The sequence below is a fragment of the Agrococcus sp. GW821-FHT14H11 genome, assembly GCF_058803545.1.
In genome coordinates this window covers 266798-281556 of sequence record NZ_JBXAPA010000002.1, presented here as the reverse complement: position 1 = coordinate 281556, position 14759 = coordinate 266798, and the positions used below count along the sequence as shown (strand labels likewise).

General features: G+C 73.1%; 15 protein-coding genes and 1 tRNA gene. 5 read left to right on the top strand and 11 right to left on the bottom strand.

The annotated features are described in order from the left end of the window. Positions 1 to 27 precede the first annotated feature (27 nt). The 3 genes from AC1RNL_RS03480 to serS form a co-directional block, all read right to left on the bottom strand. A tRNA-Ser gene (locus tag AC1RNL_RS03480) sits at positions 28 to 112 on the bottom strand. Positions 113 to 243: 131 nt separating this feature from the next. Then, positions 244 to 1044 (bottom strand): HAD family hydrolase, encoded by an 801-nt coding sequence (locus tag AC1RNL_RS03475; RefSeq protein ID WP_492934454.1) that lies wholly within the window; start codon positions 1042 to 1044, stop codon positions 244 to 246. Beyond that, positions 1044 to 2315 carry a serine--tRNA ligase gene (gene serS, locus AC1RNL_RS03470; protein ID WP_492934453.1) on the bottom strand — a complete coding sequence of 424 codons (1272 nt, stop codon included), beginning with the start codon at positions 2313 to 2315 and terminating at the stop codon, positions 1044 to 1046. The genes AC1RNL_RS03475 and serS overlap by 1 nt, the downstream gene beginning before the upstream one ends. Positions 2316 to 2387: 72 nt before the next feature. On the opposite strand from serS, the gene AC1RNL_RS03465 reads away from it, so the two are divergent. Then, positions 2388 to 3365, top strand: coding sequence for a diacylglycerol/lipid kinase family protein (locus AC1RNL_RS03465; protein ID WP_492934452.1), 978 nt, complete (start codon positions 2388 to 2390; stop codon positions 3363 to 3365). Here the strand turns inward: AC1RNL_RS03465 and AC1RNL_RS03460 are convergent. The 4 genes from AC1RNL_RS03460 to AC1RNL_RS03445 all read right to left on the bottom strand — a co-directional run bounded on the left by AC1RNL_RS03460 (position 3362) and on the right by AC1RNL_RS03445 (position 7163). Then, positions 3362 to 3589 carry a sulfurtransferase TusA family protein gene (locus AC1RNL_RS03460; RefSeq protein WP_128189812.1) on the bottom strand — a complete coding sequence of 76 codons (228 nt, stop codon included), beginning with the start codon at positions 3587 to 3589 and terminating at the stop codon, positions 3362 to 3364. The genes AC1RNL_RS03465 and AC1RNL_RS03460 overlap by 4 nt on opposite strands. Positions 3590 to 3671: 82 nt before the next feature. Beyond that, complete coding sequence (locus tag AC1RNL_RS03455) at positions 3672 to 4733, bottom strand: YeeE/YedE family protein (protein ID WP_492934451.1); 1062 nt, start codon at positions 4731 to 4733, stop codon at positions 3672 to 3674. Between the two features lie 96 nt (positions 4734 to 4829). Beyond that, positions 4830 to 5768: a prephenate dehydratase gene (pheA, locus tag AC1RNL_RS03450; RefSeq protein WP_492934450.1), complete on the bottom strand. Its 939-nt coding sequence runs from the start codon at positions 5766 to 5768 to the stop codon at positions 4830 to 4832. A gap of 30 nt (positions 5769 to 5798) precedes the next feature. Then, positions 5799 to 7163 carry a pyridoxal phosphate-dependent decarboxylase family protein gene (locus AC1RNL_RS03445; protein ID WP_492934449.1) on the bottom strand — a complete coding sequence of 455 codons (1365 nt, stop codon included), beginning with the start codon at positions 7161 to 7163 and terminating at the stop codon, positions 5799 to 5801. Positions 7164 to 7249: 86 nt separating this feature from the next. Between AC1RNL_RS03445 and pgm the strand changes: the two genes are divergently transcribed. Beyond that, positions 7250 to 8884 carry a phosphoglucomutase (alpha-D-glucose-1,6-bisphosphate-dependent) gene (gene pgm / locus AC1RNL_RS03440; protein WP_492934448.1) on the top strand — a complete coding sequence of 545 codons (1635 nt, stop codon included), beginning with the start codon at positions 7250 to 7252 and terminating at the stop codon, positions 8882 to 8884. Positions 8885 to 8905: 21 nt separating this feature from the next. Here pgm and AC1RNL_RS03435 read toward each other — a convergent pair whose 3' ends face one another. The 3 genes from AC1RNL_RS03435 to AC1RNL_RS03425 are packed head-to-tail and all read right to left on the bottom strand — an operon-like array spanning position 8906 to position 11345. Continuing rightward, positions 8906 to 10135, bottom strand: a complete 1230-nt coding sequence (locus AC1RNL_RS03435; RefSeq protein ID WP_492934447.1) for a CapA family protein — start codon at positions 10133 to 10135, stop codon at positions 8906 to 8908. Between the two features lie 35 nt (positions 10136 to 10170). Then, positions 10171 to 10467, bottom strand: a complete 297-nt coding sequence (locus AC1RNL_RS03430) for a hypothetical protein (RefSeq protein ID WP_492934446.1) — start codon at positions 10465 to 10467, stop codon at positions 10171 to 10173. A gap of 44 nt (positions 10468 to 10511) precedes the next feature. Next, on the bottom strand, positions 10512 to 11345 hold the full coding sequence (locus tag AC1RNL_RS03425; protein ID WP_492934445.1) for a M15 family metallopeptidase: 834 nt from the start codon (positions 11343 to 11345) through the stop codon (positions 10512 to 10514). A gap of 101 nt (positions 11346 to 11446) precedes the next feature. On the opposite strand from AC1RNL_RS03425, the gene AC1RNL_RS03420 reads away from it, so the two are divergent. Continuing rightward, positions 11447 to 13243 (top strand): MDR family MFS transporter, encoded by a 1797-nt coding sequence (locus AC1RNL_RS03420; RefSeq protein ID WP_492934444.1) that lies wholly within the window; start codon positions 11447 to 11449, stop codon positions 13241 to 13243. Between the two features lie 81 nt (positions 13244 to 13324). After that, positions 13325 to 13516 carry a CsbD family protein gene (locus AC1RNL_RS03415; protein WP_128189819.1) on the top strand — a complete coding sequence of 64 codons (192 nt, stop codon included), beginning with the start codon at positions 13325 to 13327 and terminating at the stop codon, positions 13514 to 13516. Between the two features lie 72 nt (positions 13517 to 13588). On the opposite strand, the gene AC1RNL_RS03410 is transcribed toward AC1RNL_RS03415, so the two are convergent. Further along, positions 13589 to 14440, bottom strand: a complete 852-nt coding sequence (locus AC1RNL_RS03410) for an HpcH/HpaI aldolase/citrate lyase family protein (RefSeq protein WP_240671359.1) — start codon at positions 14438 to 14440, stop codon at positions 13589 to 13591. A 96-nt stretch (positions 14441 to 14536) separates the two neighbouring features. Between AC1RNL_RS03410 and AC1RNL_RS03405 the strand changes: the two genes are divergently transcribed. Then, complete coding sequence (locus AC1RNL_RS03405; protein WP_128189821.1) at positions 14537 to 14758, top strand: DUF308 domain-containing protein; 222 nt, start codon at positions 14537 to 14539, stop codon at positions 14756 to 14758. Position 14759: the final 1 nt, after the last annotated feature.

Genomic DNA, 14759 nt, shown 5'->3' with positions numbered 1-14759 from the left:
CTCTCGTGCGTCGTGCTGTCGGCGGTGCGGAGGGCGTGGGATTCGAACCCACGAGGCATCGCTGCCCACCGGTTTTCAAGACCGGCTCCATCGGCCGCTCGGACAGCCCTCCCGATGCTCCCTCCGCGGCTGGGATGCGGCGGGGCTTCGGACGATTCTACGGCCGGAGCGGATGCGCCACCTACCGGCGGGCTGTCGGGATCCTGTGGGTGCGGGGTCGGGCCTCGCCGCGCCATCGCGGCCTCAGGCCCGGACGAGCAGCCCCTCGAGCACGAGCGCCAGGCCGTCGCCCTGCACGTCGGCGGTGACCTCGGTCGCCGCGGCCTTCACCTCGTCGGGCGCCTGGCCCATCGCCACGGCCCTGCCGCCGCCTTCGGCGACCCACTCGAACATCTCGATGTCGTTGCGGCCGTCGCCGACGACGACGATGCGGTCGCGCGGGATGCCGAGGTCCTCGGCGACGTGCTCGAGCCCCGTCGCCTTGTTGACGCCCTCCGGCGCGATGTCGAGCCACGACGAGTAGCCGATCGCGTAGGACACCTTGTGCAGGCCCATCCCCTCGACGATCTCGAGGAACTCGTCGACCTCGTGGTCGGGGCTCATCACGACGACGCGCAGCGCCGGCACCTCGAGCAGGTCCTCGAACTCGACGCGCTCGGCGACGTCGAGGTTCCAGTCGACCATGCCGTCGGTGTAGCGGCGGTGGCCCGTGGCGTCCTCGACCATGAAGGAGCCGGTGGGCAGCCCCTGCGCGATCGTGCGGAGGGCGTCCGACGGGTCGAAGGTCTCGACGTGCACCGGCTCGTACGCGTCGCCGCGGCGCGCGAGCACGAGTGCGCCGTTCGCCGACACGAGGTGGCTCGGCTCGATGGCGAGCCGCACCGCGGTCGACTCGGTGGTCGCCTGCGAGCGGCCCGTGGCCAGCACGACGACGTGACCGGCCTCGACGACGCGGCGCACCGCATCCGCGACCCTCGGCGAGAGCGAGTCGTCCTCGTGCACGACGGTGCCGTCGATGTCGAGGCCGATCAGCAGCGGCTCCATCAGGCGCTCGCGCCGACCGGCTCGATGACGTCCATGCCGCCCAGGTAGGGCTGCAGCGCGGCGGGCACGCGCACCGAGCCGTCGGCCTGCTGGTGCGTCTCGAGGATCGCGACGAGCCAGCGCGTGGTCGCGGCGGTGCCGTTGAGCGTCGCGGCGGGCGCCGTGCGGCCGGTCTCGGTGCGGTAGCGGGTGCCGAGGCGGCGCGCCTGGAAGGTGGTGCAGTTCGAGGTGGAGGTGAGCTCGCGGTACTGCTGCTGCGACGGGATCCACGCCTCGATGTCGAACTTGCGGGCGGCGGAGGAGCCGAGGTCGCCGGCCGCGACGTCGATGACGCGGTAGTCGAGCTCGCACGCCTGCAGCATGCGCTCCTGCAGCGCGCGCATGCGGTCGTGCTCGGCCTCGGCCTCGTCGGGCTTCACGTACGAGAACATCTCGAGCTTGTTGAACTGGTGGACGCGCAGGATGCCGCGGGTGTCGCGGCCCGCCGAGCCCGCCTCGCGGCGGTAGCAGGTCGACCAGCCGGCGTAGCGCCTCGGCTGCTCGAGGTCGACGATCTCGTCGGCGTGGAAGCCCGCGAGCGCCACCTCGCTCGTGCCCGTGAGGTAGAGGTCGTCGGCGGGCAGGTGGTAGACCTCGTCGGCGTGCTCGCCGAGGAAGCCGGTGCCGCGCATGATCTCGGGCCGCACGAGCGTCGGCGTCGTGAGCGGCGTGAAGCCGTCGGCGAGCACCTGGTCGAGGCCCATGAGCATGATCGCCAGCTCGAGCCGCATGCCGATGCCGGTCAGGTAGTAGAAGCGGCTGCCCGCGACCTTGGCGCCGCGCACGATGTCGAAGGCCTGGAGGCTCTCGCCCAGCTCGACGTGGTCGCGCGCCTCGAAGTCGAACGCGCGTTCCTCGCCGTGCGTCGAGAGCGTGACGAAGTTGGCCTCCTCGCCGGCGGGCACGTCGGGGTGCACGACGTTGCCGAGCCGTGACACGGCGGCGTCGAAGGCCGCCTCGGCCTCGGTGACGCGCGCCTGCGCCTCCTTGACGCCCGCGGCGAGCGCCTTGCCCTGCTCGATGAGCGCCGGCCGGTCCTCCTTGGCGGCCGCGCCGACGAGCTTGCCGTGCGCGTTCTGCTCGGCGCGCAGCCGCTCGAACTCGGTGATGGCGGCGCGGCGGGCGCGCTCGGCCTCGAGCGCCTCGTCGACGTACGACACCGGGTCGCCGCGGCGCTCCTGGCTGGCCTTGACGAGGTCGGGCTGCTCGCGCAGCAGCTGGGGATCGATCACGCCCCAAGTCTACGAGCGGCAGGTGAACGCCCCGACTGCTGCGGCCCAGCATCCGCGGGGTACTGTTCGAGCATGCGCGCAGGGATCGTCTACAACCCCATCAAGATCGACCGCGACGAGCTCGCGGTCCAGGTCGAGTCGGCGCAGCCGCTCGAGTGGTCGGAGCCCATCTGGTTCGAGACCTCCGCCGACGACGCCGGCGAGGCCGCCGTGCGGTCGGCCCTCGACGCGGGCGTCGACCTGCTGCTCGTCGCCGGCGGCGACGGCACGGTGCGAGTCGCGGCCGACGCGGTGACGCGCGCGCACGTGCCGCTCGCGATCATCCCGGCCGGCACCGGCAACCTGCTGGCCCGCAACCTCGGCATCGACGTGACGAGCCTGAAGAACGCGGTCGTGAACGCCTTCGAGGGCGACGAGCGCGAGATCGACCTCGGCGAGCTCGAGATCGAGGCTCCCGACGGCACCCGCTCGAAGCACGCGTTCGCGGTGATGGTCGGCTTCGGCCTCGACGCCGAGATGATCGAGAAGACCGACGAGGAGCTGAAGAAGAAGGTCGGATGGCTCGCCTACGTCGACGCCGCGGGTCGCGTGATCTCGGGGCTCGACAAGGTGCGCGTGCAGGTGCGCCTCGACGGCGGCCGCACGACCCGCTCGACGGTCAACACGATGCTGATCGGCAACTGCGGCACGGTGACGAACGGCATCGTGGTGCTGCCCGATGCGGTCGTCGACGACGGCATGCTCGACATCGCGCTCATCCGCCCGCAGGGTGCGCGCGGCTGGCTGCAGGTCGCCGGGTACGTCGCCCGCAACAACCTGCTCGTCACGAAGCTGCTGCGCCGCACCGGGCACCTCGGGCGCCAGCGCACCGGCGCCGCGCTCGGCTACGGCCAGGCGAAGGAGACGCACGCGCGGCTCGAGGAGCCCCGCGCCGTGCAGGTCGACGGCGACGTGGTCGGCGACGCGATCGCGCTGCGCGCCGGCGTCCGCGAGGACGCGCTCGTGGTGCGCGTGCCGCACCGCCGCTCGCACGAGGGCGTCGCGGTCTAGGGCTTCTGCACCGTGATGGTCCAGCTCGCGTCGCCGGTGCGCTCGAAGGCCGTCACGGGGTAGCCCTCGTCGGCCGCCCAGCGCGGCAGCGAGTCGGTCGCCTGGGTGCAGTCGAAGTCGATGCGCAGCTCGTCGCCGGATGCGATGCCCGCGATGGCGCGCTTCGCCTCGACGAGCGGGAACGGGCACACCTGGCCCTCGGTCTCGAGCACGTGGACGGTCACGATTCCTCCTGATGGTGGATGGACGAGTGGTCGATGGATGCGGTGGCCGCAGGGTGCGGATGGTCGACGGATGCGCGGGACGTCAGACGCCGACGGGCGTCGGTGCCGCGACCGTGCGGTCGGCGCGCCTGGCGCCGAACACGAAGCGCACGGCGATGCCGGTGCCGAGCAGCATGGCCGCGAACGAGACCCAGCCCTGCAGCGTGAAGGTGGCCGAGCCCACCATGGCGTTGCCGATGGTGCAGCCGCCCGCGATCGCGGCGCCGACGCCCATGAGCAGCCCGCCGCCGGTGGAGCGCAGCACCGTCTGGGCGTCGGGCACCCGCACGCGGAACTCGCCCGAGCCCTTCGCGGCGATGAACGAGCCGAGCAGGATGCCGAGCACGAGCATCACGCCCCAGTCGACGAGCTCGACGTCGCCCGTGACGAGGAAGGCGACGATGTCGGCGCTCGGGGTGGTGATGCCGAGGCCCGACTCGCGGCCGGTCGCCCACGAGAGCGGGAACGCGGCGATGCCGATGAGGCCGATCACGAGCGCCGTGGCGAACGCGTTCCAGGGCCGCTCGAAGAGGATGCGCGCGAGGCCCGTGCGCCGCGCCGGCAGCTGCACCGGCTTCGGACGGGCGGCGTCCTTGCGGAGGTGGTGCCAGACGGCTGCGGCCGTGCCGGCGACGAGCAGGGCGACGAGGAACCACGGGCTCACGCCGAGCAGCTCGTGCACGGTGCCGACGGGCGCCGAGACGCCGCGCAGCGCCTCGACGACGGGCGCGCCGGGCCCGTGCTTCATGATCGCCGCGGCGAGCGCGTACCCGCCGAGCGCGATCCACGAGCCGATGAGGCCCTCGCCGGCCCGGTAGTAGGTGCCGGTGGCGCAGCCGCCGGCGTAGACGATCGCGAAGCCGAACACGAGCCCGCCGAGGATCGCCGCGAGCCAGGGGAAGGCGCCGCCGCCGAGCTCGATGACGCCCGCGGCGTCGAGCGCGAAGGCCCCGACCGACTGCACGGCGATGGTGACGAAGAAGGCGGTGAGCCAGCGCGACTGCCGCACGAGCCACACGTCGCGGAAGGCGCCGGTGACGCAGAACCTCCCCCGCTGCAGGGCGAAGCCGAGGAGTGCGCCGAGCGCGAGACCGGTGAGGATCACGGTGAGCCTGTCTTCCTGTCGGGGGCAGTGGGCCGCCGACCAACCTAACGCAGGCTTATGGCTCCTATCGTCATATCGCGTAACAGAGCCGAGCGATCAGGCGTCCGGCTCCCCCGCGAGCAGCCCCCGCAGCCAGTCGCGCGCGTCCTCGAACGACGCGTCCGAGTAGCGGTGCTCGACCTCGATCCGCTGGCCGTCGGCCCGCGGGTACGAGCCCAGGAACGTCACCGACGGGCTGAAGCGCTTGAGGCCGAGCAGCGCATCCGCCACCCGCTCGTCGCGGATGTGCCCGTCCGCGTCCATGACGAAGCGGTACCGGCCGAGCCGGTCGCCGATGGGCCGCGACTGGATGAGCGAGAGGTTGACGCCGCGGGTGGCGAACTGCTCGAGCATGTCGAGCAGCATGCCCGGCTCGTCGCTCGGCAGCTCGACCACGAGGCTCGTCTTGTCGGAGCCGGTCGGCTCGCCGGGCGCGCCCGCGCGGCCGACGAACAGGAACCGCGTCACCGCATCCGGGTTGTCGCCGATCCGGTCGGCGAGCACGTCGAGCCCCTCGACCCAGTGGCCGATGGTGGGCGTCGAGAGCGCCGCCTGCGCGGTGCCGCTGCCGAGGTCGGCGGCCGCGGTCACGTTGGAGGCGGCGGGCAGGTGCGCGCGGCCCGGCAGCTCGCGCTGCAGCCAGCCGGCGCACTGCGCCCACGCGACGGGGTGGGCGGCGATGACGCGGATGTCGTCGAGCCGCGTGCCCGCGGGTGCGACGAGCGAGAAGTTCACGCTCACGACGTGCTCGGAGAGGATGCGGATGCCCGGGGTCGCGGCGAGCGCGTCCTGGGCGGCGGTGACGCCGCCCTCGATCGAGTTCTCGATCGCGATCATCGCCGCGTCGGAGCGGCCCTCGGAGACCGCCGCGATCGCCTCGGCGACGTTCGCGACCGGCACCCGCTCGGCGCCCTCGAGGCCGGGGACCTGCTCGAGCGCCGCCTCGGTGAACGTGCCGCGGGGGCCGAGGAACGTGACGACGCGGGGCTGGGTCATGGCTCCAGCCTAGGTCGCGGCGGCGCGACGTCAGGCGGCGGCGAGGGCGCGGATCGCGGCGAGCGTGCGCTCGACGTCGGCCGGTCGCGTCGCCCACGACGACATCGAGCAGCGCAGCGCCGCTCGGCCGCGCCACTCGGCGCCCGTCACGACCGCGGTGCCCTCGGCGAGGATCGCGGCGCCGAGCGCCCGCGTCGCCTCGTCGGAGCCCATCCGGAACATGACCTGCGTGTACGGCACCTCGGCCACCACCTCGACGCCGTCGATCGCGCCGAGCCCTTCGGCCATCGCGAGCGCGTTCGCCCGCAGCCGGTCGACGAGCGCCGCGACGCCGGTGCGGCCGAGGCTGCGCAGCGCCGCCCAGGCGGGCACGCCGCGCGCGCGGCGCGAGAGCTCGGGGGTCACGTCCCACGGATCGAGGCCGGTGTAGACGAGGTAGTCACCGCCGGTGCGGAAGGCCGCGATCGAGTCGGCCGGGTCGCGCACGATCGCCATGCCGCAGTCGTAGGGCACGTTGAGGGTCTTGTGCGCATCGGTCGCCCACGAGTCGGCCTGCGCCATGCCCTCGGTGAGGTGCCTCAGCGCCGGGCTCGCCGCCGCCCACAGCCCGAAGGCGCCGTCGACGTGCACCCACGCCGCATTGCGGTGCGCGATCGGGATGAGCGCGGCGAAGTCGTCGAAGGCGCCCGTGTGCACCTCGCCCGCCTGCAGGCAGACGATGAGCGGCCCCTCGCCGTGCTCGAGCGTGCGCTCGAGGGCATCCGGGCGCATCCGCCCCTCGTCGTCGGCGTCGACGACGACGATCTCGCTGCGGCCGATGCCGAGGAAGCGCACCGCGCGGTCGATCGAGCCGTGGCGGTCGGCGCCGACGACGAGGCGGATCGCGGGGGCGCCGTGCAGCCCGAGGTCGGCCAGGTCCCAGCCCGCCCGCGCGAGCACGGCGTTGCGGGCGGCGGCGAGGCACGTGAAGTTGGCGACCTGGCCGCCCGTGACGAAGCCGACGCTCGCCGTAGCCGGCAGGCCGAAGAGGTCGAGCATCCACTGCCCCGCGACCCGCTCGAGCGCCACCGTCGCCGGGGTCAGCATCGCCGAGCCGGAGTTCTGGTCCCACGCCGACACGAGCCAGTCGGCCGCGAGCGCCGCCGGCAGCGTGCCGCCGATCACGAAGCCGAAGAAGCGGGGGCCGGGGATGCCGGCCAGGCCCGCGTCGGCGCCGCGCGCGAGCTCCTCCACGACCGCCGCCGGGTCGGCGCCCTCCTCCGGCAGCGCACCCCCGAAGACGTCGAGCATCTCGTCGAGGCTCGCGCGCGGCCACACCGGCCGCTCGTCGAGCGTGCCGAGGAATGCCGTCGCGCTGCGGTGCGCGGCGTCCAGCGCCCTCGCCCGGTCTTCCACGGCCACAGTGTGGCACCGGCGCCGGGCGGCGACAACGGGTGAGATCCCGCCGCCGCGGCTCAGGCGCGCGGTGCTTGGATGGTGCCATGAGCAGAGCCGGCACCGTCGCCCAGCCCCACGACCTCATCGATGTCGCCGCCCTCGAGCGCGCGTACTACGAGCTGACGCCCGACGTGACGAACCCCGACCAGGCGGTCGCGTTCGGCACGAGCGGCCACCGCGGCAGCGCCCTCGACACCGCCTTCAACGAGGCGCACATCCTCGCGATCACCCAGGCGATCTGCGAGTACCGCGCTAGCCAGGGCATCACCGGGCCGCTCTTCATCGGCCGCGACACGCACGCGCTGTCGCTGCCGGCGGAGCGCTCCGCGCTCGAGGTGCTCGTCGCCAACGGCGTGCGGGTGATGGCGGATGCGCGCGGCTCGGTCACGCCGACCCCCGCGGTCTCGCGGGCGATCCTCGCGTACAACGCCGAGGCATCCGACGACGACCGCGCCGACGGCATCGTCGTGACCCCGTCGCACAACCCGCCGCGCGACGGCGGCTTCAAGTACAACCCGCCCCACGGCGGCCCGGCCGACTCCGACGCGACCGGGTGGATCGCGAAGCGCGCCAACGAGCTCATCGCCGCCGGCCTCGAGGGCGTGCAGCGCGTCGAGGTGACCGGCGGCAGCGACCACCGCGTCGAGCTCTACGACTTCCGCGAGGAGTACGTCTCGGCGCTCGGCCGGGTCATCGACTTCGAGGCGATCGCGGCCGCCGGTCTCCACATCGGCGCCGACCCGCTCGGCGGCGCGGCGGTCGACTACTACGGCGCCATCGCCGAGCGCTACGGCATCGACCTGACGGTGACGAACCCGGCCGTCGACCCGACGTGGTCGTTCATGACGCTCGACTGGGACGAGAAGATCCGCATGGACTGCTCGAGCCCCAGCGCGATGGCGTCGGTGCTCGAGCGGCGCGAGGAGTTCGACATCCTCACCGGCAACGACGCCGACGCCGACCGGCACGGCATCGTCACGCCCGACGGCGGGCTCATGAACCCCAACCACTTCCTCGCCGTCGCGATCGAGTACCTCTACGCGCACCGGCCGCACTGGCGCGCCGACGCCGCGATCGGAAAGACGCTCGTCTCCTCCTCGATGATCGACCGGGTGGCCGAGTCGCTCGGGCGACGGCTGTGGGAGGTGCCCGTCGGGTTCAAGTGGTTCGTGCCGGGGCTCGTCGACGGCTCCGTCGGCTTCGGCGGCGAGGAGAGCGCTGGCGCCTCGTTCCTGCAGATGGACGGCACCGTCTGGACGACCGACAAGGACGGCATCCTGCTGTGCCTGCTCGCGTCCGAGATCCGCGCGGTGACCGGCAAGTCGCCGTCGCAGCTCTACGGCGAGCTGACCGAGCGCTTCGGCGCGCCGGTGTACGAGCGGGTGGATGCGCCGGCGTCGCGCGAGCAGAAGGCTCGGCTGGGGAAGCTGACGGGCGACGCGGTCGCGGCGACCGAGCTCGCCGGCGACCCGATCGTCGCGAAGCTCACGGAGGCGCCCGGCAACGGCGCCGCGATCGGCGGGCTGAAGGTGGTCACCGAGCGCGCCTGGTTCGCGGCCCGCCCGTCGGGCACGGAGGACGTCTACAAGATCTACGCCGAGTCGTTCGCGGGCGAGGAGCACCTGCGGCAGGTGCAGGCGGAGGCGAAGCAGATCGTCGATACGGCCCTCGCTGGATAGCGGGCGACCCGCCGGGCCGGGTCAGGGCGCGAACGACTCCGTCACGATGCGCACGTCGGGACCGAGCACATCCGTCACGAGCTGCACGCCCGACTCGACCGTCAGCTCGTTGCGCCACGCCGAGCGCGTGATGGGCTCGGCCGCGTCGACGAGCGCGTGCAGCTGCAGGTTGCGCCGGTTGACCCACGCGCCCGACTGGAACTGCGCGGGCGTCAGGTCGAAGTGCATGTAGAGCGGCACCGCCGCGGGGTCGACCACCTCGACCGGGCCGCCGGGCTCCCCGACGAGGTCGAACTGCGCGACCGCGCTCACGACGCGCGGCACGGCCATCTGCGTCGAGAGCGCGTTGCCGAGCGAGTAGTACACGAACGCGCGCGTGCCGTCGGCGCGCTCGATCCACTCGGCCTCCTGCAGCACGTGCGGGTGCGTGCCGAGGATCACGTCGGCGCCGAGGTCGGCGAGCCGCTGCGCCTGCTCGCGCTGGCGGTCGCTGACGACCGCCGAGTACTCGTTCCCCCAGTGCACCGCGACCATCGTCGCATCGGCGACGTCCTCGGCCTCGGCGAGCTGCTGCTCGACGAGCGGGTCGTCGAGCCAGGTCACGACGTGGTCGTTCGTGGGCGTGTTCGACAGGTCGACGAAGCTCAGGAACGCCACCGCGAGCCCGTCGACGTCGGCCACGGGCACCTCCGCCTGCTCCTCGGGGCTCCGGAAGCCGCCCGAGAAGAGCAGCGGGTCGAGCTCGTCCCACACGGCGCGCGTGCGGTCGACGCCCTCCTGGCCGCGGTCGAAGGTGTGGTTGTTGCCGAAGCCGATCACGTTGCAGCCGGCGTCGGCGATGCCCTCGGCGAACTCGCGCGGCGCGTTGAACGCCGGGTAGTAGGTGAGCCCCAGCTCGACGCCCGCCGACGGCGCCTCCTGGTTGCAGTAGACGAGGTCGCTGTCGGCCCAGATCGGCCGCGCGGCGTCGAAGAACTGCCCGTAGTCGTAGCTGCCGTCGGGCTGCAGGGCGTCGGCGGTCACCGAGTCGTGCGGCAGCATGTCGCCCATCGCCGACACCGAGACGATGCTCGGCTCCGGCGTGGGCGTCGGGGTGGCGGATGCCTCGGGCTGGGCAGCGGGGTCGGTCGCGGTCGCGCCGGGCTCGGCCGTGGCGGGCTGGAACGCCCCCTGGCAGCCGGAGAGCAGCAGCGCGGTCGCAGCGACCACCGCGAGGAGCGGCCTCGGGAGTCGCGTGCGCGCCGACGTCATGCGCTCAGGCTACGCGTCGGCGCATCCGGCTCGCGTCAGCCGACGCCGTAGGTGAGGAAGAGCGCGATCGCGAGGATGGCGATGATGAGCACCCACGAGACGGCGCTCGGCGACTCGCGGCCGCTGCCGCGGTGCGGGCGCGAGGAGCCGCCCGCGGAGGGGCTCCAGTTCCAGGAGCTGCGCGAGCGCGAGCTCGACGATCGCCCCCAGGAGCCGCCGCCGAACGAGCCGCCGCCGCCCGAGCGCGACCCGCCCCCGAAGAAGCTGCGCGACCCGCCGCCGAACCCTCCGCCGCCGCCGCTGCGGCCGATGCTGCGTCCTGCCTTCGCCATGGCGGCAGGCTACGTCGCGACCCTGCGAGCCGCCCGCATGCCCATCATCCGTAGTCCGGCGCGCTGCCGGCGCCGAAGTGCTCCTCGAGCGTGCGGGTGCCCTGCTCGTGCATCGCGACCGACACGTCGGTGCCGACGTAGCGCAGGTGCCAGGGCTCGTAGTGGTAGCCCGTGATGCCCTGCAGCCCGTCGGGGTAGCGCACGACGAACCCGAACCGCCACGCCTCCGCGGCGACCCAGCGGCCCGCGGCGGTGCCGCCGAAGCACACGTCGAGCCGGCACTGGCCGCTCGTGCCGACGACGTCGACGGCCAGGCCCGTCTGGTGCTCGCTGTGGCCCGGCCGGGCGCTCGTGCGGTCGGCGGCGGCCTGCCCGCTGCTCGCGACGTAGCCGTTGTAGAGCTCGGTCTGGCGCGCGAAGCTGCGGTACGACGAGAAGACGTGCAGCCCCTCCCCCAGCTCGGCGCGCATCGCGGCGTCGAGCTCGCGCAGGGCCGCATCGACCTCGGGCCGCACCCACTCGCCGCCGCCGTCGACGTCGCGCGAGATCGAGACCGCGACGACCTCCGGCACGTAGTCCTGCGGCTGCAGGGGCCGGCGCTTGTTGACGAGCACCTGCAGGCTCGACGCGCTCCCGTCGGCCTGGGGCGGCGGCGGCTGCTGCGTCGCCGAGGGGCTCGGCGTCACGGTCGGCGCGGCCTCCGGCGTCGGCGGGACGCTCGGGCTCGGCGAGGGCGTCGGCGTCGGCGTCGGCGTCGGGGCGACGGATGCGCTCGGCGAGGCGGGCGCCGAGGCCGTCGGTGCCGGGTCGGCCGGCTCGGCGCAGCCGCCCAGGACCAGCGCCGCCGTCACCGCCACCACCACGCTCGCTCGCCGCACGCATCCATCGTGCCATCCGTGGCGCCGGGCTGGCGCCCACGCAGACCATTCGCTAGACTAACGATCTTCCCCACACGCGAATCCTTGAGAGCAGGACCCCCATGTCGCAGCGCGAGTCGCGCTCCGTCGAGGGCGCCGACGCGCCCGACGCACCCCTGATGACCCACCGCCAGATCATGCTCGTGCTGGCCGGCCTCATGATCGCGATGTTCCTGTCGTCGCTCTCGCAGACCGTCGTCGGCACCTCGATGCGCACGATCGCCGACGACCTGCAGGGCCTCGACCTGCAGGTGTGGGTCGTGACCGCGTTCCTCATCGTCTCGACGATCGTCACGCCCATCTACGGCAAGCTCAGCGACATCTTCGGCCGCAGGCCGCTCTTCCTCATCGCGATCGTGCTGTTCCTGCTCGGCTCGATCCTGTCGTCGTTCGCGCAGGACATGATCCAGCTCGCGGCGTTCCGCGCGATCCAGGGCCTCGGCGCCGGCGGCCTCATGTCGCTGCCGCTCACGATCATGGCCGACGTGCTGAGCCCTCGCGAGCGCGCCAAGTACCAGGGCTACTTCCTCGCCGTCTTCGGCGTCTCGTCGATCCTCGGGCCGCTGATCGGCGGCGTGCTCGCCGGCGCCGACCGCATCCTCTTCCTCGAGGGCTGGCGCTGGGTGTTCCTCGTCAACCTGCCGATCGGCGTCGCCGCGCTCACGATGGTCTGGCGGTTCCTGCACCTGCCCGCCCACCACGAGCGCGTGCGCATCGACTGGTGGGGCGCGGCGCTGCTCGCCATCGGCGTCGTGCCGCTGCTGCTCGTGGCCGAGCAGGGCCGGGAGTGGGGATGGGCGTCGCCCGCCGCCATCGCCTGCTACGTCGTCGGCGTGCTCGGCGTCGTGGCGTTCATCGCCGTCGAGCGCCGCATGGGCGATGCCGCGCTCATCCCGCTGCACCTGTTCGGCAGCAGCACCTTCTCGATGGCGACCGTGCTCGGCGTCTTCACCGGCTTCGGCATGTTCGCGGGCATGATGATGATCCCGTTCGTGCTGCAGATCGTGCACGGCATGAACCCGACCGAGGCGGGCCTCGCCACGCTCCCGATGATCCTGGGCCTCATGATCGCGTCGATCGCCTCCGGGCAGATCGTCGCCCGCACGGGCCGCTACCGCTTCTTCCCGGTCGCGGGGCTCGCGATCATGGCCGTCGCCTACGGCGTGCTCGTCACGCTGCGCTTCGACAGCCCGCTGTGGGTGCTGCTGCTCGGCCAGCTGCTGCTGGGCCTCGGCCTCGGGCAGCTCATGCAGACGCTCACGATCGCGAGCCAGAACGCCGTGCAGCCGAAGGACATGGGCGTCGCGACGAGCGCCGCCACGTTCTTCCGCCAGCTCGGCGGCACGGCCGGCGTCGCGGTCGTCTTCTCGATGCTGTTCGCGCGCCTGCCCGAGACGCTGCAGACCGCGTTCGGCCGCCAGGACCTCCGCACCGACCTGGCCGCGGCGATGCAGGATCCCGCGGTGCTCGCCGACCCGGGCAACGAGCGCATCCTCGATGTGCTGCAGCACCCCGAGCGCATCGGCGGCGCGCTCAACGAGGACTCCTCGTTCCTCAACACCGCCGACCCGCGGCTCGCCGCGCCGTTCCTCGACGGCTTCTCCAACGCCACGAGCGGGCCCTTCTGGGTGGCGCTCGCCGTCGTCGGGGTGGCGCTCGTGCTGTCGTTCTTCTTCAAGGCGCCGCCGCTGCGCCAGAAGTCGGCGATGGAGGAGGCCATGGGCGAGCGCGCCGCCCAGGCGCAGCTCGAGGCGGATGCGTCGGCCCCCGGATCCGTCGCCCCTCCCGTGACGACGTCGTCGATCCCCGTCGTGCGGCCGGCGGCCGCCGGGCGCGAGGCCCGGCCCGACGCATCCTGAGCAGGCTCCCAGGCTCGCCGCCTACGTTGTACCCCGGAGCCGCTCAGACCGGGCGGACTCCCACCGATCAAGGAGGTTGAGATGGGTCTCGACGACAAGATCTCGAACGCAGCCAAGGAAGCAGTCGGCAACGCCAAGGAGGGCATCGGCGACGCGACCGACAACGAGCGCCTCGAGGCGCAGGGTCAGCACGACCAGAACGTCGCGAACGCCAAGCAGGCGGGCGAGCACGTGAAGGACGCCGGCGACGACGTCAAGGACACGTTCCGCTGAGCCGACCGGCTCGAACCGCAGAGGGCGGGGCGCTTCGGCGCCCCGCCCTCTGCCGTGCTCGGCGTGCGCCGCTCAGTAGTTCAGCTGCTCCAGTGCGGTCGCCTCGGCCTCGATGCCGAAGTCGCGCGCCTGCGCCTGGATCTTCTGGGCGCGCGCGAGCCGCGGCAGGTCGCTCCCGTCGGTGATCTTCCCGCCCGACTCCTCGAACGCGCGCACGAACCCGTGCGCCCACGCGACATCCTCCGGGCTCGGGGCGAGGCCCGCGTTGATGGCGGCGGCCTGCGTGTGCGTGAGGCAGAGCTTGCCCGACATGCCCATCTCCTTCGCGAGCCTCGTGCCGTCGGCCAGCGCATCCGTCGACAGGGTCGGGCCGTCGATGGGCGCCGGCAGACGGGCCGCGCGCGAGGCGATCACGAGCTGCGAGCGCGCGTAGGCGAGCGCGATCGGGTCGTCTCCGGTGGCGGTGTCGCGCTTGAAGTCGCCGGTGCCGAACGCGAGGCGGAAGGTCGCGGGCGCGTTCGCGATGCGCTCGACGTGCAGCACGCCGCGGGCCGTCTCGACGAGCGCGAGGATGCGCGTGCCCTCGGGCAGGCGGTCCGCCGTGTCGTCGACGTGGCTCGCCGACTCGGTCTTCGCGAGCATGATGCCCTCGAGGCCCTCGACGTCCTTGAGCGCCGCGCAGTCGGTGCTCCAGAACTCGCTCGCGGCATCATTGATGCGCACCCACGCGCGGTGGCCGGTCGACAGCCACTCGACGGTGTCGGCGCGGGCCTGCGCCTTGTCCTTGGCCGCCACCGCGTCCTCGATGTCGATGATGATCGCGTCGGCGTCGCTCGCCTGCGCGATCTCGAAGAGCTCGGGCTTCGAGGCGGGCACGAGCAGCCAGGAGCGGGCGATCAGGGGCGAGATGTCGGTTCTGGGCACGTGCTCCAGGGTATCGAAGCGGGATGCGCGGGCCGGGCCGGGCGCCGCGCGGCGGCCGGCGGGGGCTCCGCCGCCCCCGCGGGCTACGCTCGCGCCATGTCGCTGATGACCTTCACCCCGCTCGCCGTGCTCAGCATCATCGCCGGCGTGCTGCTGCTCGTCGTCGGCGCGCTCCTGCTCGTGCGCGGCTCGCGGCGCCGCGACGACTCGTCGTCGCGGCCGCTGCTCGCCTTCGGCGTCACCGCGCTCGTGCTGGGCACATCGCTCACGGTGCCGGCGCTCCTGTGGCTCGTCATGGGGCTCGTCGTCACGACGTAGC